The organism is Mycobacterium heckeshornense (assembly GCF_016592155.1).
GTDB lineage: Bacteria > Actinomycetota > Actinomycetes > Mycobacteriales > Mycobacteriaceae > Mycobacterium > Mycobacterium heckeshornense.
On the sequence record NZ_AP024237.1, the window covers coordinates 2,453,307 to 2,479,959 of the forward strand.

Consider the following 26,653-nt stretch of genomic DNA (forward strand, 5'->3'; position numbering starts at 1 on the left):
GCCAGGAGATCCGCGATCGTATCCACGCCAGACAGATTACGGCTCGTCCACGGTCCGCGGCGGCCCACTGCCGATGTCCGGCATGGGCGGCATGGAGTCGCTCGGCTCTCCGGCATACCAGTGCACGGCCTGGATGCCGGGTTGCAGGGACAGTTCGGCGACCAGGCGCTCAAGGCGTGCTGGCGCGTGACCATCCATGAGCAGATAAGCGGTCAGCGCGACCGTGTCGTCGGCGGCTCGCCCGGTGTGAATCCCCCGCAGTATCAGGTCGTTGGCGCTGGTGTGCTGCACGATCTGGGCCCGCGCGTATTTCTCGCTTTTGGGGCGGCAGATGAGCTGAATCTGGTAGGGCTGCTGGTCTTCGCTTTCTTCGACGGCATTGTCGTGGTCGATCAGCCGGCCAAGCGGACGTCCCAGCAGGTGGATGACGACCACGGTGCCGGTGGCGATCACGGCGAACAGCAGATGCCCGGATGCCGCCAGCACCCCCACGGCCGCCGAACACCACAGTGTCGCAGCGGTATTCAGGCCGCGGACGTTGAATCCCTCACGCAGGATGACCCCTCCGCCGAGAAACCCGACCCCGGACACCACATACGACGCCACCCTGGTCGGGCTGGTGTCGTCGGTGGCCACCGCATAGAGCACGAACAACGTCGCCCCGGTTGCCACCAGCGCGTTGGTGCGCAGACCCGCCATGCGTGCCCGCCACTGCCGCTCCAGCCCGATCAGCGCACCGCAGCCCAGCCCGACGGCCAGGCGCAACGCGAAATCGGCGAGGCTCAGCGTGTGCACGAGGCGGCTCTCCTTCCCCGGCGGCTGATTATGGGTATCAGTGTGGCGCAAACTCGACGAGGCCGGTGCGTAGTTAACCACGCATCGGTAAACAACAAGCGAAGCCGTTAACCAGCGCCGATGCGGCCCGGGCTTGACGCTGCTATCCCGACTGTGCGGTCGGCGGCACGATCGGTTTGCCGGTGCCAGATACATGCACCGCGTGGACACCGGGCGACTTGGATAGTTGGTCCAGCAGGCTCTGCAGATGCGCCTGGTCGGTGTGCCAGTGTTGCACGGAGTCTGGCTTTTGTGACAGCTCGGCCAGGACACGCTTGAGTTTCTCTGGGGTGCTGTTGCTGCTGTCTTTGTCCGGACTCGGGTCGCCGCCCCGGGCCAGGGTTCCACCGAGGAGGCGGGGTGTGGTGCCGCCCAGGGCGCCACCCGCCAAACCGGCCAGGGCCAGCTGGCTGAACAAACTTCCCACGCCGTCCGCCGTGGCTGCGGGGGCGGCGGCCGCGCTGGTGCCGGACAACGCGCTGGCCGCCAGCCTGACCGTCGGGGTGGCTACCGCCCAGGTCGGGGGCACCGACAGCGTCCCGACCAAGCCCGCGTGGCCCACCCCTGCCGAAACTGCTGACGCCGCCGCACCGGCCACGGCCACCGGCGATGTGCTCGACCCAAGCCCGGCCGCTAAAGCCTCGCTGGCAGCCGCGGCGCCGCCAGCCGGCAGCATGGTTTGCAATCCCCGCACGCCGGACACGAAACCGAAGATCAGAGTGATCAGAACGTCGTTGGCGGGCAGCATCAGTTTGGGTACAGCCTCGACGTAGGCACTCAGCGTCGAAAATTGGGTCGCCGGATCCGTTGACCCGGTGAGGAAACTGAGAAAAGACGACAATGGGTCCGGCGGGTCAGCCGCGGCCGGCGCCGCGGCGCTCTGTAGCGCCGACGGCACCTGTGACATCAGATGCGGCAACGTCGACTGCGTGTCACCGGCCGATGTAGCGGTGGCGCTGGCGACCGCGGCGGCTTGACCCGCCCCGCTGTCCGCAGTAGTGGCGGGTGGTGGGGGCGTGAACGGCGTCAATCGGGTAGCGGCTGCCGACGCGGCCGCATAGCCGTACATGGCCGCGGCGTCTTGCGCCCACATCTCCGCATACTGCGTTTCAGTGGCCGCGATGGCCGCGGTGTTCTGCCCGAGAACATTGGTCGCCACCAGCGACGCAAGCCGGCTGCGGTTGGCTGCGATCAGCGGCGGAGGCACCACAGCGGCAAAAGCGGTCTCGTAGGCTGCCGCTGCGGCCCGGGCCTGGGCGGCCGCCTGCTCCGCCCGTGTGGCGGTAACGCTCACCCAGGCGGCATACGGTGCTGCGGCCGCCGCCATACGGGTAGCCGACGGACCCCGCCAGCTGGCGGTCAAACCGGCGATCACCGACGAGTAGGCCTCAGCGGCCGAACGCAGCTGGGCGGCTAATCCGTCCCAGGCCGTGGCAGCAGCCATGATCGATCCAGCTCCAGCGCCGGCGTACATTCGACCGGAGTTCACTTCCGGCGGCAGCAAGCCGAAATCCATTGTCGCACCCCTTAAATCGCTTCATAAATCGCGCCGGCTAGAGCTCTCGTTGTCTGAAACCCGAAAGCCATGTTTGCTCCTTGCTTCGTCAGCCCCGTTTCATCTGCGCTGCAACAGGTTTAGTCATCGTCGGGTATCACGATGATGGTGGCGCTGGTTGCCGACCCCGAGGAAGCCGCACCACCGCCTAAACTAAGCGGTCGTGTTGTGGCGCCGCCGGTGCCGACCATGGCCCGTCCGGCCAAGCTTGACAGGGCCATGTTGCTGAACAGGCTTCCCTGACTGTCGGCCGCGATGGCCGCCGAGATGCCACCCTGGCCGGATTCAGGCAACGCTGCGGCCACCGGCCTGATCGCCGGGGCTGCCACCGCCCAGCCCCCGGGCACCGACAATCCCCCGGCGAAACCCGCGCGGCCCATGCCCGCGGCTACCACCCCTCCTGATGAACCCAGCAGACGCGTGCCCGAATCGAGCCCGCCCTCGAGCAGTCCACCGGTGGCGCCCGACTGCGCCCCGAACACCCTGGCAGCAATGCTGGTGTAGTTCTGTGCAGCGGTGGGCAAAAGATAGTTCTGGAACGCCAATAGATAAGGCACGCCACCAATCGGGAAATACGAGATCGGTGACGTCGGGCCGGTGATAAACGTCAGCAACGACGACACCGGGTTGGGCGGATCGGCCGCCGCCGCGGGCGCCGCTGACGTCGGCGCAGCCAAGCCTTGCAGTGCCTGCGGCAGCGTCGAGATCGCATGACGTAACGTCGATTCCGCCGTGCCAGCCGAGGTGCCGGCGGCTTGGGCGACCGCGGCGGCTTGACCCGCACCGCTGCCAGCATTGGTGGTCTGCGGCGGCGGGGTGAACGGCGTCAATCGGGTAGCGGCTGCCGACGCGGCCGCGTAGCCGTACATGGCCGCGGCGTCTTGCGCCCACATCTCCGCGTACTGCGCTTCGGTGGCCATGATCGCGGGGGTGTTTTGCCCGAAGACGTTCGTGGCGACCAGTGCCGTCAATTGTGCGCGGTTTGCCGCAATCACCGGTGGCGGCACGGTCGCCGCAAACGCCGATTGATAGGCGGCGGCCGCTGCTTTGGCTTGTGCAGCGGTTTGTTCGGCCTGGACCCCAGTGGCACTCATCCAGGCCGCGTACGCCGCGGCCGCCTGAGTCATCATCGTCGAGGACGGTCCCTGCCACTGCGCGGCTACATTTGCGATCGCCGACGAATACGACACCGCAGTGGAATTCAATTGAGCAGCCAACCCATCCCAAGCCGCCGCGGCAGCCAGCATCGGTCCCGAGCCGGGACCGGCATACATTCGACCAGAGTTGATTTCCGGCGGTAACGCCCCAAAGTCAATCATCGAGAGCATCCCTCCCCGGGGTTTGTCAGTCGCGGCTGCATCCACAGCCCGGTACACCAAAACAAGTCGGTCGTGAACCAGCACTGCAGCCGGCGACTAGCCCGCCGCCCTCTGCAGCGATACCGGCGTGTGATTGGCAAGCCCTCAACTCCATACCGATGGGTCTGGCGGGCTGGATTTCCCACGATCGTCGGCGCTCTCCCCATGCAGCAAAGGTGTATGCACACGGCCGTGAGCCCGCTCTGCAGAGCATCGCTGGGCGTGCCTCTTGGCTCGCAGGTCAACGGCGCCGGGAGGTATCAACCCCACTTGCTCATGGCACGTGCTGCGACTCTCTCAATCTCGCGTCAATCCGCGCCGAAGCGTAACGCTAGCCGACCCGTGTGACAAGGATCACAGGAGATACACAGCAGAGTATCAGCGAGTCACCGGTTTGGATTCGTGCGCTTCGGTCAGTCCAACGTCGACCAGTTAGAGACCGTGCGACGCGCACAACAACGTATCGCCCGGTGATCGATGTAGCGGGCGCTGACGCGAATTCCGCTTGCCCCGATCGTCGGCCATACTGATGCACGGGATTGCATATGTATCCGGCAGCTACATAGGGTCGATACACTAACTCTTCGAAAGCTGTTGCGGGCAATAGTACTTCGCTGAAATTGCGGCGAACTGCGCTGCAGCGTCCATGGTGAACGCGGGGTTATGGGTTTTAACGTCGTGGACTAGCTCCAGGCCGGATTCCCCGTGATTCAAGCACGTGCACACCGCTTGCGCGGCGCCGATCGCTTGATCCGCGCTCGGGTAGGTGATCCCCGATTGTTGCAAAGCTGTCAGGAACGCTGCGTCAGTGGCGACATCCCCCGGGTCGGCATAGGCCGGTGCAGCGATGCCGATCATCGCCGAGACGCCCAGTAGTGCGAGCCGCAGCCTCATGATTGACCTTTCTGCTATGTCGAAGCGATTTCTTAACTTCTTGGATCGTGGTGCAAACGTTCAGCAGCCCACCAGGCGATCGCAAAGGCATTGCAGATCAATGCTGTTGAGGTTTCAGCAGTATCCTCCCACCGGTTGGTCACTGCGTCATCAAGCCGAGATGCGGGTGATTGATTAGATAAACAGGGCCGCAATGTCGTTCGCGACGATGCCCGCCGGTTATCGTGGCTGCATCCCGCGGTCGCTGACGTGGCAGCCGCATTCACCACGACCATCCGCCCGCCAAATTGCCCGAACATCGAATGACGCTGCGGGCTAGAACGACTGCACATTTGGCGGAAGGACCTTCGATTTGCCACCTTTGGTGAGGTGTACCGCGTGAACGCCGGGTTTCTTCGCCAACTGCTCCAGTAGGCCGTCGAGGCCTTCCGGATCGACGGTGTGATGTTGCACGCTTTCCGGTTTCTGTGACAGTTGAGCGACCAGCCGCTGCAGCTGCTCCGGTGAATGGCTGTCTTTGAGGTTTTTCAACGGGGTCAGGCGGCTACGGTTGCCAGCGCGGGTCAGCGCAGTGGGAGCTCCCGCACCGAAAGCGCTGCCGACCATGCCCGCCGCCGACATCGAGCTGAGCAGGCTGCCCTCGCCGAGCGCGGCTGCCGGCACAGCATCTGGCGCGGTCGCAGACAACGCGGCGGCCACCGTCCTGATGGCCGGAGTGGCCACGGCCCAGCTGGGCGGTACGGACAACTTTCCGGCCAGCGTCCCGGCATTTCCCATGCTTCCCGATACCGCGCCGTATAGCGTGCCGCGGCCCCAGTGCGGCCAACCCAACCCAAGTCCAGCACCCAATCCCTCCCGCGGGATGTCGCCGAGTGCCTGGGACGGGGCGAACTTGAGGAACTGCGAGACGGGAAAATTGATCAGCAGCCCGATGTCGTTGAATTGTGTTGTCAGGCCAATCGGAACCTTTATCGCGTTGTACATGGCCGTGATCGTTGACGCGCCGCTCGGTCCAAAAAGGCCGTTCAGCGCATCGGTGATGGTCGTCGTGTAGTCGGTGGAAAGGTTTGCCAGCCATTGCAGCAGCGGGTTACCCGTTGTCAGCACCGACTGCGCGCTACCGGCGGCGGTGCCGGCCGCTTGAGTCACCGCGGCCGCCTGCCCGGCCAGGCCGCCCGCGTTAACGATCTGCGGTGCCGCGCTGAACGGTGTCACCTTGGCAGCGGTCGCCGACGAGGCAGCGTAGCCTTCCATCGCCAGCGCGTCCTGGACCCACATCTCGCCGTATTGAGCTTCGGTCGCCGCGATCGCGGGGGTGTTCTGTCCGAAGATGTTCGTCGCCACCAGCGACGCGAGTCGGCTGCGGTTCGCTGCGATTTCGGCGGGTGGCACGTGCGCGGCCAACGCCGTCTCATAGGCGCTCGCCGCAGCGGTGGCCTGGGTCGCCGCTTCGGCGGCCTGTGCGGCGGTGGCCGACATCCACGCCACATACGGTGCGACCGCCGCGGCCATCGACATAGCCGACGGGCCAAGCCACGCCCCGCTGGTCAGACCCGAGATCACTGACGAATAAGAGGCCGCTGCGGACTGGAGTTCAGCAGCCAGCCCATCCCAGGCCGCCGCCGCGGCGCGCATCGACCCCGATCCCGGGCCGCTGTAGATCCTGCCGGAGTTGATTTCCGGTGGAAGCGCTGCGTAAAACATTGCTATTCCCCTTGATTCGTCTGCATGGCGAATCGGCCGGTGCTTGGCAGCCAGTGCGCGGCCGCGACCGTCATTCCTCCACCGCCGGTATCACGATGATCGTGGCTGTGGCAGGCTCGGCCTCTGCGGTGACGCTGCCCAGCGAGCTGGCCGTGAGGCCGCCGACGGGTCGGGTCGCGGCAGCCGCGATGCCACGTCCCGCCAAGCTCGACAGGGCCATCTGGCTGAACACGCCTTCCTCACCGGACAGCGAGGCCACTGGTGCGGCGGCAACGTTGGTGGGTAGCGTGGCGGCCAGCGTTCTGATCGCCGGCGCGGCTGTCGTCCAACCCTGGGGCACTGACAAAGATCCGACTACCGCTGCGCGCCCCATGGCCCCCGACACCGGCCCAGTCCCCAATCCGGTCGGGCTCACAACAGATTTCAGCGAATCGCCCAGCGGTGCCAATGCCCCCGTGGGTGGTTTGGGTCCGGCGAGCCAAGCGGCCGCACCCTGCCCGTTCTGGCCCCAGGCATATGCCTGCCCGAATGACAGGAACGGGCCGCCCGGTATCGTGCTCCAGCTCTGTGGTGAAAACGGGCCGGTCAGGGTTGACCAGATTGTGTTCCAGTTGGCCAGATCGGTCGAGAGTCCGGGCGGTAATTGCAGGTTGAACAGCGTCGGTAATGAAAGCCCTGACAACAAATTCGTCGACCCGGTCGTCGGCGACTCGGTGATGCCCGTTGCCAAGGTTTGTAGCGCCGTGGGCATCGAGGTGATCAGCTGGGACAACTGCGTTGCCTTAGAGCTTGCGGAGCTGCTTGTGGCTTGGGTGACAGCGGCTGCTTGTCCAGCCGCGCCAGCCGGATTGGTGGTCTGTGGCGGCTCGGTGAAAGGCGCCAATTGTGTCGCTGCCGCCGACGAGCCTGCGTAGCCATACATCGCCGCGGCGTCCTGGGCCCACATTTCGGCATAGTGAGCTTCTGTTGCAGCAATCGCCGGTGTGTTCTGACCCAGGATATTGGTGGCAATCAGCGTCATCAGCAGGCTGCGGTTGGCTGCGATCACCGGTGGTGGCACGGTCATGGCGAACGCCGTTTCGTAGGCGCTGGCTGCGGCTCTGGCTTGAGCAGCGGTTTGTTCAGCTTGCTCTGCGGCGCTGGTCAGCCATGCCACATAGGGCGCCGCCGCCGAGGCCATCGATATTGCCGAGGGGCCCGACCACGCACTCGTCAGGCCCGAAACGGCAGACTGATAGGAAGACGCCGTGGCGGCCAGGTCAGCAGCGAGCCCATCCCAGGCCGCAGCGGCCGCCAGCATTGGCCCTGATCCTGGGCCGGCATACATCCGGCCAGAGTTGATCTCCGGCGGTAGTGCCCCGAAATCCATGTTCTCAACCTCTAGTTAGTCTCCTGGCGGCTGCCACGGCATCTACTGCAGTTCATTGAATTCTGTTGGTGTCAACCAACCGGATCGCAGCCACAGACCGCACCGGCCCACAAATCTCGCATCCGTATCTATTGGATTTGAATTGTCTTGCTGAAACGGATGTTCCGATGTTTCTCGCATCGCGTGCGGCACGCGTCACCTCTCTCCCATTTATCTGCGATCATGCTGCGCGAAAATTGTTGGCTTCACGTTCCATGCAGGTAACGGCCGGTAAACCAGTCATCACTTGGCTGCGGCATAGGCCGCGAAAGTTGGCTCTGGCTAAACGTTTCCGCTTATAACGCGCAGATCGGACGACAAGCTCACGTGCAGTGGCCAGCCTGCGGTGACGCTGGTCTAATCATGCTGTTACACAGAAGAAATCACCAGCATTGGCCGTAATGGGCCAATCCTGGCAATTGGCTTCAGATAATTATCGGCGAGGCGAATACCCTACGATCCTCTAGTCCGCCACTGCATCTGGCGCCGGCGGTGGCGGCATCCGTGAACGGCAAGTCGCCGGGGCGCGCACGTTGCGTGCCGAAGCCTTGACGCGACCGTCGAGCGCCATTGATCCGGGCGGCAGGTATCCAGCTCCTGTGCCGGGACCAGCAGCCGGCAACGTACTGACGAAAAGCTAATAGTCATTGCCGTCTCCTATTGGTGGAGACGCTACACCGTTATGGCTGCCTTCACGCTGGTGCTTGGCTGGGTATTAGCTGAGAGGTTGACCACTTTTGTGAGCGGTAAGCGTGCGGGGTGAGCATTCTGGCGTGTGGTGGTGAGGTCGTTGTAACACGACATTTACTCAGGGCTGCAAAATGTTTCGCCTGCTCTCGCTTACCGATACAAGCGCGGACTCGTCGGGTGCGTTGCGCTTGAGGTCAGCCGCTGCCGAGCTGGACACCTTTGACTGCCAGCAGGATCGCCCCAATAATGAGATAGCCTCGGAGCGCGAGCATGCCCAGGCGAGTTCCGACAGACCATTGAACCGGCTCCAGCAAGGCAAGTGGCGGCATCCGCCACGTTGCTCGGTCAGCTGTAGCTAATGCCCGAGAAAGATCCTCGGAAACCAGCCGTTTCGGCGACATACGGCCATTCCACTTCAGCACACCGAAAGTGACTGCGACGCAGATGACGAGACCGACCGCGAGGTCGTCTGCGATGGACATGATGTCCAGATCGGGAAACACCGTGGTCGTCATCAATACTCCGGACAACAGTAACAGCACGCCAACGATCACCCCGGCAACGACGTTGAGCCAGCGCTGGTTTACCCACGGGCCCAGCACTTCCCGATCGTTGCAGAGCAGCAGCAAAAACACGGTTGCGCTGGGTAGGAGCAACCCTGCCAGCGCTTGCACGCCGGTCGTGATCAACCCCAGCGGCGCACCCGGAGTGAGCACGATCACGGCCGCGATCACCACCATGACGGTGTAAGACAGGTAGAAGGGTTTAGCCTCGGTGAAGCCCCGGTGCAGCGAATGCTTGAGGCCGAACACGTCCCCGAACGCGTAGCTGGTGGCCAACGTCACCGCCGCCGCGCCGATGATCGAGCCGTCGAGCAGCACGATCGCAAAGAACGATCCCAGCACTGGATTGTGCTGGCCGAGTAAGTGCGCGAGCACACCGGCGTCAACGAAATGGCCGCGGCTACCAGTTGAACGCGCGGCCCAGTCGCCGGTCATCATCAACGCAACTGCCCCGATCACCACGACGAAGGCGCCCAGCGTGGTATCCGCCCGCTCATAGCCGATAAACCGTGGAGTGATCCGCTTGTCGACGACGTTGGACTGCTGGAAGAACAGCTGCCACGGCGCAACCGTGGTGCCAACAATGGCAATGATCAACAGCACGGCGTCCGAGGTAACTCCGCCGCTAATCCCGGGAATGACAAATGACTTCGCCGCACGGCCCCAGTCCGGATGCGACATTAACACCATGGGAATCTGCAGCAGAGTGATCACGATGAACACGAGCATCGCGCGTTCCCAGCGGCGAAAGCTGCCGGTGACCATGATGGCGATCAGCGCCATCGCGGCGAAAGGGACGACTACATACCTGGGAATTCCCATGTAGTCGGCGGCCAAGCTGATGCCGATAAATTCGGTGACGAGAGTGAGGAAGTTCAACAGAAACAGGTCACCGACGGAAAACCAGCCCCAGCCGCGGCCAAACCGTTCGTTGATCAACCGCGCATGCCCAACCCCGGTCACGGCGCCCAGACGAACCACCATCTCCTGGTTGACGATCAGCACCGGGATCAACAGGAGAAGGACCCAAAGCATGCTGTAGCCGTAGTTTTGTCCCGCTTGCACGTATGTCGCAATACCTCCGGCGTCGTTGTCGCCGACCATGACGATCAGGCCAGGACCGATGATCGCCAACATGGTTGCCAGTCGGACTTTGAAGGTGCGCGGACGGTCGGAATCGCTAATGCTGATTCGGCCCAGTGCACCTTCGATGTCCCCGACGTGGGCGCTGTCCAGCACCGCGGTCGGCGTCGGTGCCTCCAGCGTCGCGTCGACGATGTCGCGGTCCAGGATGGTCATAGCCAATCACCGCCCGCCTCAGTAGCGCCGGCATCGTCTGTCGCGCAGCTTGGTTCGCGCATCCGGCGTGGGCCCGGTTCTCGCCGTCGCCAGTCGTCGGGGATGGACGCCTTGAGCACGTCATCGACGGTGACAACCCCCAAGACCCGATCGTCGTCGTCGATGACGGGAATGGTGTGCAGGTCGTAGTCCGCCATCAGCACCGCGACGTCGGCCAGGTCGGCATCCGCGGTTACCCGGATGGGATCCGAATCCATCAGTGTCGCAACTGCTTCTGCGGGCTCTGCCTGCAACAACTTAACGACCGATACCACGCCGGCCAGCCGACCGTGTTCATCGAGGACATGCACCTGCAAAAGCGCTTCCGGCTGGAGGGCCTGGGCGCAACCGATGACGGCCAACGCCTCGCCCGCGGTCGCCCATGTTCCGCACGAGACGACGTCGACGTTCATCAATCCACCTGCGCTGTTGGGGTTGAACCCCAAAAGGGTGATCACCTTGGTGCGCTGCGGCGCGGGCATCAAGTCGAGAACCCGGCGGCGGCGGCACTGGCGCAGGTCCATAACCGCGTCGGCCGCGTCGTCGGCGCGCATCCGGCTGAGCAATGCGGCGACGTCGCCGTCGGGCATGTCATCGAGCAACCGACTGGCCTTGTCTGGCTCGAGTTCTTCGAAGACGTCGGCCTGCAGTTCCGGGTTGCTGCGCACTCGGTCCAGGATTTCTCCGCCTTCGGCGGCGTCGGCCACTTCGAGCAGGTCGGCAATTTGTGCGGGTTTGAGCGCCGCTACCCGTCCGGAAACGCGACGCATGGCCACCGACTGGTCGTGCCCGATCAACGGTTCGAACGCCTTCCAGTCGCGGGAAGCCTGTCCGCCGGGTGTTTTCAGCAGTCCGAACAGACGCGGCGGTCGCCGGGTGTCCAGTCGCTTCAACACCCACCCATCTGGGCTGTGTTCGAGTTCGACGTCGTACGCGCGGACCAATTCGCCTGCGGCGACGTCGATCAGGCGATACCCGAGTACATCCGAGCGCAACAGCACCTCACCTTGACGGCGCTCGAACCGGCGCAAGTCAACCTCGTTCTGTGCCAGGACTACCCGCTCGGGATGCAGCCGCCGAATTGATGCGCTTTGAACGAATACCCGCCGACCGCCGACCGCGGCCACGATTCCGGTGATCAGGGGGTAGGTATCCGTACCGCGCAATCGGACGACGATGTCGTCAACCCTGCCCACCGACTCACCGGACGGCATCACCACGGGGGCGCGTAGCAACTGAGACAGATGAACCAATGACGCTGCGGTCTGGACGTCAACGGGCTCGGCGGCTGGTTTGCTCATGGCTATCCCTTCTCAGATCGCAGTGCAGCAGCGGCAGTTCACGGCTACTTCGCCTAGGCCCAGCTGGAGCCGACGGCGGCGTCGGTGCTGGCCATGTTGCTGCTGGCGGTTTGCACCTTTTGGCCGTGGGCGTTGGCCTGCTCGTAGATCACCTGGAAGTTGCGGCCCAGCTCGGTGATGAACTGCTGGCACGCCGTCGACCCGGCGCCACCCCAAAAGTCACCGGCGGCCAGCACGTCACGGATGATCGCCTGATGCTCGGCCTCCAACGCCGCCGCCTGCGCCCGTATCGTGGCACCGTGCGCATCGACGTCACCGAACTGATAGTTAATCGTCATTTTTCGCACTCCTTCACACGAGAAATGTTGTATGGCAGTGAATTAGCTACGCGATACGCCGCTTTGGGCGATTGGATCGGGATCGGTGTCCTTCGGTTGCTTGCCGACCGCTGTTTGCGTGTAGCGAGAAATGCCGCAGCGCCTTGTCTTGTAGGCGTGCACGGTAGTACGCCCATGGCAAACGCCGCTCGATCGGCGTTCCGACCATTTGCCCGAGAAGGTAATTGGCTTCCCGTGCTCGATATAACGCCGTTTGGACACGTGCCACACCGAACGCGTCGACCGGGCTGTGCGAAAGCCGGCCCAACGCCTCCAGTGCTTCGTTTAGTGCGGCGTTGATGTCTCCGCAGGCTTTGTGCACCTGCCGCTCCATGTTGGGCGGATTGGTCACGCGCCGCGCCCCGGATTGATCGGCACGGTGGGAGCCCACGTCGGTGAGCGGGTGATTGATCGTCATGATCTCCCTCCTAACGTGAGAAGCGCTGTAGCCGTTAGCTGCTCAGGATCTGCTGGGACGCCTGTTCCTGGGCCTCGTAGTTGTTGGCGTCGCGGATCAGCCCGTCCCGCACCCCGTGCAGCATGTTGACGATGTTGCGAAACGCCTGATTCATCTGGCTCATGGTGTCGTAGGAGGTGGCCTGCGCAGACCCGCTCCAGCCGGCACCGGCAATGTTGACCGACGACGCCCACATCTTGCGGGCCTCGTCCTCCACGGTCTGAGCGTGCACGTCGAAACGGCCCGCCATCGCCCGCATCTGGTCCGGATCGGTCATAAACCGAGTAGGCATCCGATATCTCCTGTCTCGCGATTTGTTTTGACTGTGTTGCCGTTATCCCGCGGCGGGCGAACGTGTCACCACCGTGGGGCGGAAGCCGTATTTCGGTGCAGCGGAAGCGGTACCGTTACCGGCGGCGTTGGCTAGCGGCATGCCTGGCATCCCTGCCGCGACGGCCGGCGGTGTCGCGAGCGGGGTGTTGCCCAATGCCGCGCCGAGACCGTTCACCGGCGGGGCCGCCGCAGTCCAGCTCGGCGGTACCGACAACGGTCCGATTGAGGCACCCTGCCCTAACGCGGCCGACACGCCGCTGCCCAAACTCCCAAGGCCGCCAACGCCGCCGAGCGAGCCCAGCGGAGCAGCCGCTGCCGCTCCGCCGAGTGCATCGGACGCCGCGTTGCCCAACGCATCTTCGGCAGCGGCTGCCGAACCTCCGCCGGCGCTCATCAAACTTGTGAAGGCACCCAACGTGTTGCTGGGCATGTAGAACCCCGACGAGAAAATGGTGTTCCAGATATTGGCGTTGGGCCCCCACTGGTTCCAGAGGTTGTCCAGCGCGGAGTTCCCCGATCCCTGTCCGGTCAGCAGGCCCAGGATGCCACCGAGCCCCGAGGACGACGACGACGTCGACGCGCCGGGCGATGCCAGGTTCTGCAAGGCCGCCGGGACCGCAGAAGTCAGCTGCGACAACGTCGACTGCGTGCTCGTCCCCGCTGCGCTACCGCTGGCCTGGCTCACCGCGGCCGACTGCGCTACCAATGCGCCGGGATTGGTGTTCTGCGCCGGCACGTTAAACGGGGTTAGTTGGGTGGCCGCCGCCGATGCGCCGGCATAGCCATACATCGCGGCCGCGTCCTGGGCCCACATCTCGGCGTAGTGCGCTTCGGTGGCCGCAATGGCCGGGGTGTTCTGCCCCAGAAAGTTGGTGGCCACCAGCGCGGCCAGCTGCGCGCGGTTGGCCGCGATCACCGGCGGAGGCACCGTCGCGGCGAACGCTGCCTCGTAGGCGCTTGCCGCCGCGGTGGCCTGTGCCGCAGTCTGCTCGGCCTGCCCGGCAGTGGTACCCATCCACGCGACATAGGGGGGCTGCCGCTGCAGCCATCGATGCCGAAGCAGGGCCCTGCCACCCCCCGCTGGTCAACGCTGAGATTACGTCACCGTAAGAAGCTGCAGTAGAACGCAATTCAGCTGCCAGAGAGTTCCAAGCCGCGGCGGCCGTCAGCATGGGTCCTGATCCGGGGCCGGAATACATTCTTGCCGAATTAATTTCGGGCGGAAGGAGGCCGAAATCCATTGCCAAGGCCGTCACAACGCACCCCCTCACCCAGTCGCGATGGTATTGGCGGCCTCAGTAGCCGCATATGAACTGGCGCTGGCGCCCAGAACGCGCACGAAAAATTCATGTACAGCTGCGGCCTGAGCGCTGACTGCCTGATACATCTGTGCATGCGCGGCGAATTGTGTTGCAGTCAGCGCTGATACCTCGTCCGCTGCGGCGGGAATCACACCGGTGGTGGGTGCCGCGACAGCCGCATTCTGGGCAGCCATCGCCGCGCCAATCCCCTGCAGATCGCCTGCTGCAGCGGCCAGCATCTCCGGCTGTGTGGTCACAAAAGACATGGAAATTCTCCTTACGCAGGCATGACGGAACCCAAAGCGGTGCGGTCGTGTCAGAGCACGTCAATGTCACGCACGCTCACCAACGAAGCGGTGCGTGTTAAATGAAGCGGCGCAAGCCGATTCAGGCGGTGAAAAGAATGCCGGGGTCGGATCCGAACGAAACGGTCACCGAACTCGGATACGGACTATCACTAGGACTCATTTCGCTCTCACCTCCTCACGGCCAGGGCACACGGGGGTGCCGTCACGTCGCACATTGGGGTGAGGCCGACCCGGCGAAGTGGCCGGGCGCGGCACCCCTCTCGTCAGAGCTTTGGCACTGCACGGCGTATCCGGTGTCGTCCCGGAAGCCACTTGGGCTCAACCCTTAAGCCGGGAGGAGCTGTCCTGACCCTGGGCGTCTTTCGACGTTCGGGGTCAGTGGCCTTTGTCCGTGCAGACGCCTCACCTAGCGAGGTGCTTGCATCGGCCATCGTGGCACTTAAAGCCGCATCAGTCAACCCGGACGCGGTGATCTTCTGCAATCTTTTCGCACCGGCGTGCTGAGCTCGAGAGGCGGCCGGAATCGGCAGGTGTGAGCACGACTGGTCCTGCCCTTGGTTGTCAGACAGCGGGGCGCGCATCCAGAGCCGGCCCCGCTGTAGCGACCCAGGTGGCGTCACCTTCTGCCAACCACGGCGGTGCGGGCGCGCGACGGCGCGCACCGCAATTTTGGCCGAATGCTTGACGGGCACCGGGCGGGAAGGTCAACATGAACGAGCAAGCACCTCGCTAGGTGAGGCGTCTGCACGGACAAAGGCCACTGACCCCGAACGTCGAAAGACGCCCAGGGTCAGGACAGCTCCTCCCGGCTTAAGGGTTGAGCCCAAGTGGCTTCCGGACGACACCGGATACGCCGTGCAGTGCCAAAGCCCTGTCGAGAGGGGTGCCGCCCGGTAGATTTTCGCCGAGTGCGCGATCCCCTGCCGTGCTGCGATCGGGTGACACCCGCGCGTGTCCCGGCCGTAAGGAGGTGAGGGCGCAGATGAATTCGAGCGATAGTCCGTATCGGTATTCGGCGTCTGCTTCGCCCGGATCCTGCCGCGGCATCTCTGCTGTCGCCTGAGCCCGGACTTCTCTGACGCAGGTCGGCCATCGCCGCCCTGCCACGGTGTGGGATGGCCGGGGGCGTCTGCACGTCCTGGACACCGCCCGCACCGCGACTTGGCTGTCGTGTTCGCCGAAATACCTTGAGCCATAATGTCTTTCCCACAACGTCCTCTGTTTTCCCACTAGATAGCGAGGAGCCGATGACTTCCATCTCCACCGAGGTACACGGACGTGTCGGCACACCGCCCACCGATGGCGCCACAGTCCAAACTGCACCGGATGTGACGCACCCGGCGATTGCCGGCGCATCCAGGCCGACAGCAATGGACGCCGCCCACGTCGGTGACATCATCGGCGCGTTCGGCCGGATCGCCAAGGACGCCACGGCGCCGGGCCGGACCCGCTGGCAGCGGTTGCGGACACTGATGGTGATCACCGGACCAGGACTGATCGTCATGATCGGCGACAACGACGCCGGCGGTGTAGCGACCTACTCGGAGGTGGGTCAGAACTACGGGATGAGTCTGCTGTGGGTCTTGGTCTTGATGATCCCGGTGCTCTACGTCAACCAGGAGATGGTGCTGCGGTTGGGCGCGGTCACCGGCGTTGGCCACGCCAGACTCATTTTCGAACGGTTCGGCAAGTTCTGGGGCGCGTTCAGTCTGGGCGACTTGTTGATCCTCAACGCGTTGACCATTGTCACCGAATTCATCGGTGTTTCACTGGCGCTGGGATTTCTGGGCTGCCCTAAGACGGTTGCGATCCCGACCGCAGCGGTGTTGCTCTTCGCGGTGGTCGCCGGTGGCTCCTTCCGCCGCTGGGAACGGTTGATGTTCGTGCTGATCGCCGCCAACGTGGCGCTTGTCCCGGTGGTGTTGCTGGTGCATCCCAGCGTGGGCGAAAGTGCGCGCGGGCTGATTCCGTCGTTGCCGGGCGAACCTGACTCGATCGTGTTGATGGTAATCATCTCGATCGTAGGGACGACCGTGGCGCCGTGGCAGCTGTTCTTTCAGCAGTCGAACGTGGTGGACAAGCGCATCACGCCACGCTGGATTCCTTACGGCAGAGCAGATCTGGCCATAGGGATCGTTGGTGTCATCGGCGGGGGTATCGCGCTCATGGCGGCTACCGCGTTCGGTTTACGTGGCACCAACGACGCCGGCAACTTCGTCGACGCGGGAGCGGTGGCCTCCCAGTTGTCCCACCACGTCGGCCATACCGTAGGCGTGTTGTTTGCGATCGTGTTGCTGGACTGTTCGCTTGTCGGCGCCAACGTGATCGGGCTGTCTACCACCTACGCGCTCGGCGATGCCGTCGGTAAGCCCCATTCGCTGCACTGGAAGGTCACTGAGGCCCCACTGTTTTACAGCACTTACGCTGCGCTGCTTGCGGTGTCGGCTGCGGTTGCCTTTAGCCCGGATCATGTCCTTGGCCTGATCACCCAGGGTGTGCAGGTTCTCGCCGGTATCTTGCTGCCTTCGGCGACAGTGTTTTTAGTATTGCTGTGCAACGACCGTCCCGTGCTGGGGCCATGGGCAAACACTTTCCGGCAGAACGCCTTAGCCTGGGCAATCGTCTGGTCGCTGGTCGTGCTGTCGCTAATGCTAACGGCGGTGACGCTGTTTCCCAACCTGTCGACGGAAACGCTCGAGGGCGGCCTGGTTGCCGGAGTTGTGATCGGCTTCCTCGGCGCGGCAATTGTTTTCGCAATCGGCTGGTACACCGACCGTCGTGCTGCGGACGATACCGTCCCGTTGGGCGCACTGGATCCGGAACAGTTAGAGGAGCTCGACAACTTTCCGGAGTTGACCGGTGCCGATCGAAAAGCATTCCGGGACAGAGTCCGTGCAACCTGGCGCATGCCTGCTTTGGCAGCCCTACCTCGCCCGGTCATGTCTCCGGTGCGTCGGGCGGGGCTCTTGACGCTGCGCGTCTACCTCGTCCTTGCCGGTGTGTTGGTCGTCGTCAAAGTAGTCCAGGCAGGCGTGGGATGACAGCAAGACGTCCCTGATATCGCTGCCCGCGAAGATTCGGGCCTGCCTCCACCTCAGCAATGGGAGCCGCGAACGGCATGTACGGCCACATCCTTGTCAGCGGTGAGGATGCGCTGGCGACGACAATCATCAATGAACTGAAAAGCGCCGGCGCGAGCGTTGTCAAGCTGTGCGACAGGGAGCTCGCCTCGGCGGCAATCGCCGACGCTGCTGCGGTTGTCTGCGCAGGTGACGATGATGCAACAAATCTCGAAATCGCCTTGCTGGCAAGGAAAGCAAACCCACGTGTGCGCGTTGTGGCGCGGCTGGCCAACGACATCCTGCGCTCAGCTATGGCCGCCGACAACGGACCGGGTGCGATTTTGAACGTGGCCGACCTGGTCGCCCCCGCGATCGTCGAAGCATGTCTGGCACATGCCGTGCATCCGTTCGAGGCGGCCGGCGTCAAATTCGTGGTGTGGGGCGCCGAGACGCCGCATGATGCGACCCTGCGCGAGCTCTACGGCGACCTGGCACCGGTGGCGGTCATCGGCGGCGAGAACTCCCCCAACCGCGACGAGGTGATGGTGTGTCCCGGCCGGGATGTGTCGGTATGCGGCGGCGACTGGGCAGCGATGATCGGGACCGCCGACGAGATGGCTGCCCGTTCCATCACCTTCCCGCAACCGAGCAGAATACGCGCACGCCGACCCTGGTTGCGGCGGGTGCGTGACGCCGTGCGCACAATCCGTGACGACGTCAACCCGGCGTTCTTCCCGTTATCAGCGGCCGGGCTGGTTCTGCTGATCGGCTCGACTGTCCTGTTGCGGTTCAGCTATCAGCGCCCGCCGGGTATGACCTGGCTTGACGCGTTGTACTTCAGCGCCGAGACGATCACGACGGTGGGCTACGGCGACGTCAGCTTTGTCCAACAGCCCACCTGGCTACGGGTGTTCAGCGTCGTGCTGATGTTCGTCGGCATGGCCACCACGGCTGTTCTGATCGCGTTCATCGCCGACCTGCTGCTGTCGCGCCGCTTCGTCCATACCGCCGGACGCCGACGCGCGCGTTATCTGCGTAACCACATCATCGTCGTCGGCCTCAGCGCGCTGGGGATCCGCGTCGTACGTGATCTCACCGCAGCCGGACATGACGTCGCGGTGATCGAGCATGACGAGAGCAATCGCTTCTTGGCGGCAGCGGCTGAGCTCGACGCGCCGGTGGTCTTCGGCGACGCTACCCTGCGCGAGACACTGGAATCTGCGCATGTTGAACGCGCCCGTGCGGTAGCTGTCCTGACCGGTGACGACATGGTCAACATCGAAATCGGAATCGTGCTTCGCGAAATGCTCGGCTTCCGGGAAGGCCCCGAACGCAATCGGTGGCTCGACGTTCCGATCGTGCTGCGCGTCTACGACCGCGCATTGGGCTTGGCGGTCGCGCAACGCTTTGATTTCGAAAACGTCCGGTCCACCGTCGAACTGGCGGCACCCTGGTTTATCGGCGCCGCAATGGGCTTGCAGGTGCTCGGAACGTTTTCGGTCGGGCAACTCTGCTTCATGATCGGCGCCATGCATGTCGATGCGGGCAGCGAACTCGACGGCCTGCGCATGTCCGAGATGTCCACCCAGACTCGCGTCATCGCAGTTGCCCGGCCGAACGCGCCCGTGGAGCTGCACCCACGCCGCGACGCCCAGCTCAAGGCCGGCGATACCGCCTACCTCGTCGGCCCCTACCGTGAACTGCTGAGCACGCTGCGCAAGGGGCAACCCTCGCAGGCACCCGCCGCGCTGATTACGGCAGCGCAGCGCGACCGCTGGTGAGCGGCTGCTCAGTTGGCTTTCTTTTCGGCAACCGCAGCACTGAGCCCTTCTGCGAGGTCTTCGCGGGTCAACTCCTTGAACCTGCGCAGCTGATCCTCGCTGAACTCCGCGACGTCACCGGCGAGCACCGCGTCGAGGTCCTCGTCGTCGAGCCGGAAGCTGCGGTGGTCACGCGCCTTCTCCACCACGTTGCGCACGAACCCGGCGTTACCCAGCACGTCGATACCGCGGATCAGGTCGCCGTCTTCGGAGATGTTCTCCTCGAGGTAGAACTTGGTGTAGGACGGGCGCAGCACCTCCACCGCTTCGTCGGTGAGCACGTCTTCGTTTTCCCGGCCCATCAATTTGGTCAGCGCGATCAACTCGTCCGGGGTGTAGCTGTAGAACTCGATCACCGTCGAAAACCGGCGCCGCAGACCAGGATTGACTTCGAGCATCCGCTCCATTGCCTTGGCGTAACCGGCGCCGAACACCACCAGCTCGTCACGGTGATTCTCCATGTACAGCAGCACCGTGTTGATGATCGCGTTACCGTACGGGTCGCCCTGGTGGTAGCCGCGCTCGTGCAGCGTGTGCATCTCGTCGAAGAAAACCGCCCCGCCAAGCGCTTCTTCGAGCATCTCTTCGGTGTTCTTCTCCGCGTCTGCCATGTACCGGCCCAGCAGCTTGGACCGGCTGGTTTCCACCACCATCGGTTTGCGCAGCACCCCGAGACCACACAGCTGCTTGGTGAAAGCCCTTGCCACGGAGGTTTTTCCGGTACCAGGCGGGCCCAACAACAGGGTGTGACGTGACGTCACCGGCACCGGCAGGCCCATCTTGGCGCGCGCCAAGTTCACTTTCGTCGTGGATTTGATGAGCTTGATTTCGCGCTTGGCCTTCTCCATGCCGAGCATTGCGTTGAGCTCCGCATCGCCTTCGGCCAGATACTTCTTGGCCATTTCGGCGTGACGCGCCGCCTCGGTTTGTTCGCGCGTGGGCGCGCTGTCGGGATCCCATGGATCGGTACGGGCTTCGATGGTTTCCGGGTCGGTGAGGACCAGTCGATAGTTGGGGTTGTCCAACGCTTCTCGGGCGGGGACGAACTTGGCGTCACGCGAGTACACCCGCCGCAGCAGCTCGACGGCTTCTTCTTCGCGACCCAGATGCCGCAGACACATGCCCTTGGTGTACATCGCGACGTTGGCCGCACCGGGCACTCGGTCGGCCTCGATCGCCTCTTCGGCGCGCCGGCAGGCCTCCTCGAACACCCCAAGTGAGGCCAGCGCGGTGGTCGCCATTGCGGCGCCTGCGGCTTTGAGCTCGGGTTGACGCCACGGGGTCGCCGGCGGGAACTGAGTCAGCACGTCGGGCCAGCGCTGGGTGCGGAAATGCAGCAAGCCGCGCACATATCGCACCAGTTCGGCGTCGAGGGGCTGGCGCGGCTGGGTTTCGTCGAGCAGCCGCGCGGCCTCCTCGTAGCGTTGTGCGCCGGTGAGAGCCGCTGCGTACGCGGCGGCCAGCGAGTCCACACTGGTGATTGCCAGCCGTAGGAACAGGCCGTCGGAGACCTGCGGACGAAACTCCAAGTCGGTGAGCCCCAGGCGGCGGATCTCCCAGCCGAATGTGTTGACCGCCGCCCACGCGTTGGCCAGCACCTCGATGCTTTGATCGCCGGCTAGCACCCGCGCCAGCCAGGCATCACACATGCCCGGATCGATCGTGGTGGCGGTGGTGAACATCTTCAACGCCACCTGCGGATTGTGGCTGGGCTGCAGTCCGCTGACGGAAATGCCGGACGCCAAGAGGCCGGCCACCATCGCGTTGCGGGCATCGGTGGCGGCAGCTTGCGGACTGCTCATCGGGTCGCCACCGCCTGGCCGGGTGACGGCGCCGGTGCCTGGCCGACCAGGACGGCGAGCTCGTCACCGTCACGCAACTCACGAGCGGGCACCACCAGCCGTGGACGTCGTGCCGGAACCGGCATGCTGGCGCACACCGCGTCCAGTTGGCGACCGGTGAGCCGGTTGAGTCCACTCCACACGCTTCGGCGAAGCCGCCGACTGCTGTGATAGCGCACCCACGCCGACACCTCAACCCCGCCGTGGCGTGGCCTCAGCCGAACCGTCACCGCGGTGGCCTCGGTGTCAGGCAGCCACAGCCGCTCCAGTGTCTCCGAAGTGATGTCGCGTGGCGAGACCCAAAAACTCGTGACGAATTCCTTGTACCCTTCGGGTTGCTTGTATTTGAGGCGGCGCCGCCGCGGACGGACGTGGGCCGGCTGCAGACCGGCGAGCACCGTGGCGTCCATGTCGTCGATCTCGCTGGCAGTCAAGGGTCGCGCCGTCCAGCGCCGGCGGTTGAGGTCATTGGCCAGCCGCTCGGTGGCGACCGCCAAGGTGGCAGCCACCGAATCACGTGCCGCCACCGCGGCAACGTTGCGCTGCGGATCCATGCGCAACACCAGCCAGGTGTGATGCTCGTCGAGCGGATGACGGGCCTCCACCGGCCCGGTGTCGTCTAAGTCCACGCCGGAGATGTCGTCGCTGCCGGAAGCGCGGCGCGTTCCGACCGACACGATGTCGATTGCGTCAAGACGCACATCGAACTGGCGCATCCGCGCCGCCACCGCCTCCACCGGCAACCACGCCGGTGTCGCGTCGCGGTTGCGGTGCCTTCCCGACGGCGCCTCCTCATGCCCTTCCACCGCGACCACCGCCACCAGTTGGCCCTGATATTCGCGGATACCGACCACCTCGCGGCCGAAACGACGCTGATGGTCGAGGGCGGGCGTGCATCCCTCGGTCAGGGTCATTTCCGGGTCGACAAACCGGTCCAGCACCCGGGCAACGAGTGCGGAGGCGAGTGGGGTGCGCCGGTAAGTGACGACCGCGACGACCGTCACCAGCGCTGCCACCCCGACACCAGTCCACCAGGCGATGTGATTCGCCTGCCACGCGTCCGGCAGATTGCTCACCAGCGCCAGCACCGCGACGTCGATCAGGAACACCACGGTGAGCCGCGGCCATGACAGGTCGAGTCCGAACCTGCGCTGTGCTCTCATGGCTGCCTCCCTTGTCGCCGCATCAACACCGCGCCGCCGACCACCGCGCCAGCCACCAGCAGGGCGGCGGCCAGCCCACCGGCAGCCACCCACACCGGCGCCATGTTGCGGGGCGGCGGCGGCGGGGGCGGATTCAGCGGCGCAGACAACCGTTCCGGCGGCTTCACCGGACCGTCGGGCACGTCCCAGGTCAGCGCCGCCACCGGGTCGACGACCCCATAGCCGACCTGGTTGTCCACGCCCCGAGCCGGGGCCCTGGCGGTCCGGATCAACCGGTTGATGACCTGGTGCGCCGACAGCTGCGGGTATTTGGCGCGCACCAATGCCGCCACCCCGGACACGATCGCCGTCGAAAAGCTGGTGCCCGACGGTACCAGCAGCGAATTCTCCGGTCCCTCAACAGCATTGACCAAGCCGTTGTCGCGGGGTGAAAGGCCGACGATGTCGGTGCCCGGCGCCGCGATCGACACCCACGGTCCGGCCACGCTCATGTTGGCCATCGGCGCCCCGGAGGAATCCACCGCGCCCACCGTCAACACGTAGTCACTGAACCACGATGGCGTCACGACCGTGTTCACACCATTCCAGTCACGAGGATCGTTGGGCTGCAACGGATCAAAGACCGGATTCTGCTTGCAGTCTTTCTTGCTGGTGTCGCCGGCGGCGGTGACGATGACGGCGTCTTTGTCGACCGCCGCGTAACGGACTGCCGCACCGAGATCGGCTTGGTCGAGCACATTACGCACGCTCATGCATGTCACGTCGGAGATATTGATCACCGAGGCTCCCATGTTGGCGGCGTGCACGATCGCGCGGGCCATGGTGCGAATGCCGTCGGATTTTTGTCGTGTCTGCGGGTCCTCGTCTCCCCCGAATGGCTCCTTGGCGGTAAACGCCTGGCTCGTCTGGCGAATCGAAATTACCTCGACATCCGGGGCTATCCCGTTGAACGCATCCGGGGCTGCGGGCGGTTGCGGCGGAGCTGGCTCGCGGGGTCGCATGCGGTCTGCGCCGACCACCCGTCGGCCACCGGAATAGCTTGGCGCCGTGACGCTTCCATGCCCACGATTGACCGCGCCCGGTGCCTTCGGCGGCGGCGGCAGCCACGGGAACGCCGGCTGCTGAGCGGGAGCCTCCTCCGGAGGCGGGGCCGGCACCATGGTGATGGTCTGCGGTGGCGGCGGCGGTACCGACATGGTGATGGTCTGCGGCGGCGGAGGTGGCGGCGGCGGCTCGTTGGTGGGAACGGGCAGCGGCCTGCGCGCCGGCGGCTCGGCTGCCGCCGCGCCGGTTGCCGGCGCCGCGGCGATCATCGACGCCACCATCGTGCCGTGGGCGTCGCAGTCGGATAACCCGTCGCCCCCGGCCATCACGTAGTCGCCACCGGCAGTCAGGTGTGGCAGCCGCGGGTGAGGGGTCACGCCGGTGTCGATGACGGCCACCTTGACGCCGCCGCCGCGGCCAAACTGCCACGCCTCGGGCAGGTTCAGCATGTCCATATATTTCGGTTGCACCCGAAAGTCGCTGCCCGGCAACACCCCTACCTCGGTGCAGTACGAGCTCTGCCTCATCGGTTGTGCAGGTCCCGGCGGACCGTCAGGCGGTAGCGCTCCCGGATCGACTACAGGGGGAGCGATCGCTGCCGCCGACGGTGATCCGACCAGGCCACCCGTGGCCACCAGCAGCGTGGTTGCGGTTGCCCCGAGCGCCCGGCCACACCACCGCCGACCCTTACCGGTAGCGGATCGCTTCATAGACGTTCATCAGCCACAGCGCCAGCGGGAAAATCGGCATCAGGCACAGGTATTCGATCCACTCCACAAACTTGCGGAACAACGGGCTGTAGATGGTGTTGGGCACCACCGCCGCCGCGGTCAATCCGGCCGCGGGAAGCAACACCAGTACCGCCACGCCGGCCGAAAGCACGGCGGGTGAACCCGACACCAGCACATACCGCACCGCGACGGCAGCGATGATCAGTACCGCCGTCGCTGCCAAAGTTATTGCCTGCCAACGGTCTACATACGAGCGGCCGCGCAGGATCAAGAACCCGAAGGTGAACGCGGCCAGCAGCAGCGGCAGCCAGCGCCGCCCCGCGTGCGGATCGCACAGGCCGGCAAGGCACACCACTGTGAGCACGCCGAGCCCGACCAGCAGGCCGGTCAAAAACGATCGGGCCCGCTCGGCGCGCAACAGCACATCGCGCACCGAGGCGGGGCCTTCCAAGGTGGGTTGCCCGCCACCGGAAACCACCACAGTGGTCGGCAGGTCGGGCCGCGCCTCGAACACCCACCGGCTGGTGGCCGACGGAAACACCGGCAGCCGGATGCCCGACAGCCAGCGCGACAGCGCCGGGGCACCGTGGTACATGAGCACGCAGGCCAGCAGCACGCAGGTCAGCAGCGTCACCGCGCTGGTCAGCAGCACCATCCGGGCGAGCCCCGCGGCTGTCGCCGCGGCGCACAGCGTCACCAGCGCCGTATAGATGCCCAGCCGGCGGCCGGTGAACCGCATGACCAGCATGGCGGCGACACCGAACACCCCGAAGCCCAGCACCGCGTGCGGCGCGCCAACCGGTCCCGGGGCGGTGGTGGCTATTGCCACGGCCAGCGGCACCAGGCCGCTCAGCAGCAGGATGTCGCCGACCCGGCGATCGGGGACGGTTTTTGACCGGGCCAGAATCATCGCCGCCACCGTCAGCACCAGCACCGCGATCACCGCCGCGAACGGCGCCGGCAGCCACGATTCGTGCCGCCAGCGCCACCACCCCAGCAGGGCGCTGCCCAGCAGCACACCGACCGCCACCATCGTGGCGCCGACCTGCACCGCAACAACCGGGTCGATCGGGGCGAAACGCTTGGACAGGTTGGCCGCCACCGCCGTCGAGATGTGCTCGATCACCTCGGATCGGTGTTCGGTGTCTTCGAGGAATTTAAGCCACAGCCGGTCGCCGTCGTAGACCTCTTGTTCGGTCAGCGACAGGTTTGGCCGCAGCGGTGTGCCGTCGACCAGGCACAGCATCCAGCGGCCGCGCCCCTTGGCTTCCAGCGGTGCTACCCCGAGCTCGCGCAACCGGGTGTTGACCACTTTCAGCAGCGGGTCGACCATCACCGATATCGGGGCGTGGGCGTCCAGCACCACGCCGATCTGAACGTCGGCGGCCATGATGGCCACCACCGCCGCCTGAGGCGAGGCGATTGCTTCGGCGCCAGGCTGCGGCGCTTCAACTATCGCAGTCATCGCTTCGCAGCCCGGTCAATAAATAGTGAATCCATCTGCTTCGCCTCGCAATTTCTAATTAGTCGTGCCGATTCCGGTCATCGAGCCAATTCTAGGGTATTTTGCTGAGTCTGCATCCCGACCGAATACGCAAGTGAAAGTTGTTGGCATGTCGCATATTCGACGTGTGTTGTTAAACTCTTCGATGCGTTTTCCACTCGCCGAAGGGAAGGGTCTCTAAAACGGTCTTCACCCCTACCTGCACCAGCTGCGGAGTGGCCGGGCAGATCGCCAGCCACGTTTCGCCCGAACCGGCGGTGCGGGCCTGTTGGTAGAGCGCGATACGACCACCCGACCCGTCTTTGAGCGACAACACCGACGCGCTGGGGCCTTTCGCGTCGTCGCGGTACTGTCGCGCGTACACCGCCGCCTCGGCCTGAGGATCCGCCAGCGCCTGCCCGAGTGCGGCCACGGTGGCCGCGCTGATGCCCAACCGCCGCAGATCCCCGCCGGAGAAGACGTTGAACCCGGCGCTCTGCCAGGCCTTGGTGGCTTCCAGCATTTCGTCCAGCGGCACGTTGACCGCGTTGATCTGTGCCGGTTCGGCGTGGTGAATGGACTCCAGCCCGTCGAACACCAGCGCCGCGATCGACGGGGTGTCGGTGATCGCGACGTCGTCGATGGTGATTTCGTCGGCCACCCGCACCGCCGACACCCAATGCGTTCCGCGGCGTGCCAGCACCACGCGGAACTCGTTGTCCGGGATGTCGCGCGAGCCGACCGGCTGCTCCTGTCCTTCCTCCGGTTCGATGACGCCGTAGCGCAGCTTGCCCCGCGAGAGCAGCGCGATGACCTCCAGATCAGGCGCGGCCAGCACCCGCATCCGCTCGGCCACCTGCTCGTTGACGTTGTCATCGACGACGATGCCCTGTTCGCGCATCACCTCCATGCCCGGATGCTCGTTGAGCCAGTCCATGGACTCGGTGGAGACGAAGGGCCGGGACCGCAGTTCGGGTGCGACGTGGCGGATGTCAAGCAACGCCTGCAGCAACCACAAGCCCTCGACATTGACGGTGATGTCGGTGCGGGTGCTCTGCTGATCCATGGCTGCTCCTGTTGGCGTACTC

General features: G+C 64.8%; 19 protein-coding genes, 1 pseudogene and 2 riboswitches. Of the genes and pseudogenes, 2 read left to right on the top strand and 18 right to left on the bottom strand.

Going from position 1 to position 26,653, the window contains the following annotated elements; translation table 11 throughout:
* Positions 1-36: 36 nt before the first annotated feature.
* From MHEC_RS11770 to MHEC_RS11830, 13 genes and pseudogenes are all read right to left on the bottom strand, one after another.
* A complete protein-coding gene (locus tag MHEC_RS11770; RefSeq protein ID WP_048892505.1) occupies positions 37-795 on the bottom strand; it encodes an MgtC/SapB family protein in 759 nt (252 codons plus the stop codon).
* 142 nt (positions 796-937) lie between these two features.
* A complete protein-coding gene (locus MHEC_RS11775; protein WP_048892506.1) occupies positions 938-2,350 on the bottom strand; it encodes a PPE family protein in 1,413 nt (470 codons plus the stop codon).
* A 119-nt stretch (positions 2,351-2,469) separates the two neighbouring features.
* Entirely contained in the window at positions 2,470-3,705 is a 1,236-nt protein-coding gene (locus tag MHEC_RS11780; protein WP_048892531.1) for a PPE family protein, read from the bottom strand.
* A 618-nt stretch (positions 3,706-4,323) separates the two neighbouring features.
* Positions 4,324-4,644, bottom strand: coding sequence for a DUF732 domain-containing protein (locus MHEC_RS11785; RefSeq protein ID WP_071700287.1), 321 nt, complete (start codon positions 4,642-4,644; stop codon positions 4,324-4,326).
* Between the two features lie 312 nt (positions 4,645-4,956).
* Positions 4,957-6,345: a PPE family protein gene (locus MHEC_RS11790; protein WP_071700288.1), complete on the bottom strand. Its 1,389-nt coding sequence runs from the start codon at positions 6,343-6,345 to the stop codon at positions 4,957-4,959.
* Positions 6,346-6,415: 70 nt separating this feature from the next.
* Positions 6,416-7,714 (bottom strand): PPE family protein, encoded by a 1,299-nt coding sequence (locus tag MHEC_RS11795; protein WP_048892509.1) that lies wholly within the window; start codon positions 7,712-7,714, stop codon positions 6,416-6,418.
* A gap of 923 nt (positions 7,715-8,637) precedes the next feature.
* Positions 8,638-10,305: an NRAMP family divalent metal transporter gene (locus MHEC_RS11800; protein ID WP_048892510.1), complete on the bottom strand. Its 1,668-nt coding sequence runs from the start codon at positions 10,303-10,305 to the stop codon at positions 8,638-8,640.
* Positions 10,302-11,651: a magnesium transporter MgtE N-terminal domain-containing protein gene (locus tag MHEC_RS11805; protein ID WP_372507367.1), complete on the bottom strand. Its 1,350-nt coding sequence runs from the start codon at positions 11,649-11,651 to the stop codon at positions 10,302-10,304. Before MHEC_RS11805 ends, MHEC_RS11800 begins: the two co-directional genes overlap by 4 nt.
* Positions 11,652-11,698: 47 nt before the next feature.
* Positions 11,699-11,983: a WXG100 family type VII secretion target gene (locus MHEC_RS11810; RefSeq protein WP_048892512.1), complete on the bottom strand. Its 285-nt coding sequence runs from the start codon at positions 11,981-11,983 to the stop codon at positions 11,699-11,701.
* A 46-nt stretch (positions 11,984-12,029) separates the two neighbouring features.
* Positions 12,030-12,440 (bottom strand): hypothetical protein, encoded by a 411-nt coding sequence (locus MHEC_RS11815; RefSeq protein WP_048892513.1) that lies wholly within the window; start codon positions 12,438-12,440, stop codon positions 12,030-12,032.
* Positions 12,441-12,474: 34 nt separating this feature from the next.
* Positions 12,475-12,771: a WXG100 family type VII secretion target gene (locus MHEC_RS11820; RefSeq protein ID WP_003920670.1), complete on the bottom strand. Its 297-nt coding sequence runs from the start codon at positions 12,769-12,771 to the stop codon at positions 12,475-12,477.
* A gap of 42 nt (positions 12,772-12,813) precedes the next feature.
* Positions 12,814-14,053 (bottom strand): annotated as a pseudogene (locus tag MHEC_RS11825) (PPE family protein).
* A 26-nt stretch (positions 14,054-14,079) separates the two neighbouring features.
* Entirely contained in the window at positions 14,080-14,379 is a 300-nt protein-coding gene (locus MHEC_RS11830) for a PE family protein (RefSeq protein WP_048892515.1), read from the bottom strand.
* A gap of 290 nt (positions 14,380-14,669) precedes the next feature.
* Positions 14,670-14,842: riboswitch (M-box (ykoK) riboswitch) on the bottom strand.
* A gap of 297 nt (positions 14,843-15,139) precedes the next feature.
* Positions 15,140-15,311: riboswitch (M-box (ykoK) riboswitch) on the top strand.
* Positions 15,312-15,791: 480 nt separating this feature from the next.
* On the opposite strand from MHEC_RS11830, the gene MHEC_RS11835 reads away from it, so the two are divergent.
* Positions 15,792-17,462: an NRAMP family divalent metal transporter gene (locus MHEC_RS11835; protein WP_235434889.1), complete on the top strand. Its 1,671-nt coding sequence runs from the start codon at positions 15,792-15,794 to the stop codon at positions 17,460-17,462.
* A 77-nt stretch (positions 17,463-17,539) separates the two neighbouring features.
* Complete coding sequence (locus tag MHEC_RS11840; RefSeq protein WP_048892532.1) at positions 17,540-19,264, top strand: potassium channel family protein; 1,725 nt, start codon at positions 17,540-17,542, stop codon at positions 19,262-19,264.
* 8 nt (positions 19,265-19,272) lie between these two features.
* On the opposite strand, the gene eccA is transcribed toward MHEC_RS11840, so the two are convergent.
* From eccA to MHEC_RS11865, 5 genes are all read right to left on the bottom strand, one after another.
* Entirely contained in the window at positions 19,273-21,105 is a 1,833-nt protein-coding gene (gene eccA / locus MHEC_RS11845) for a type VII secretion AAA-ATPase EccA (protein WP_048892517.1), read from the bottom strand.
* Positions 21,102-22,307: a type VII secretion protein EccE gene (gene eccE, locus MHEC_RS11850; protein WP_048892518.1), complete on the bottom strand. Its 1,206-nt coding sequence runs from the start codon at positions 22,305-22,307 to the stop codon at positions 21,102-21,104. The genes eccA and eccE overlap by 4 nt, the downstream gene beginning before the upstream one ends.
* The gene (mycP, locus tag MHEC_RS11855; RefSeq protein WP_048892519.1) at positions 22,304-24,061 is read right to left on the bottom strand and encodes a type VII secretion-associated serine protease mycosin; all 1,758 of its coding nucleotides are present in this window, start codon (positions 24,059-24,061) and stop codon (positions 22,304-22,306) included. The genes eccE and mycP overlap by 4 nt, the downstream gene beginning before the upstream one ends.
* Positions 24,039-25,547, bottom strand: coding sequence for a type VII secretion integral membrane protein EccD (gene eccD, locus MHEC_RS11860; RefSeq protein ID WP_048892520.1), 1,509 nt, complete (start codon positions 25,545-25,547; stop codon positions 24,039-24,041). Before eccD ends, mycP begins: the two co-directional genes overlap by 23 nt.
* A gap of 172 nt (positions 25,548-25,719) precedes the next feature.
* Positions 25,720-26,631, bottom strand: coding sequence for an ESX secretion-associated protein EspG (locus MHEC_RS11865; protein WP_048892521.1), 912 nt, complete (start codon positions 26,629-26,631; stop codon positions 25,720-25,722).
* Positions 26,632-26,653: the final 22 nt, after the last annotated feature.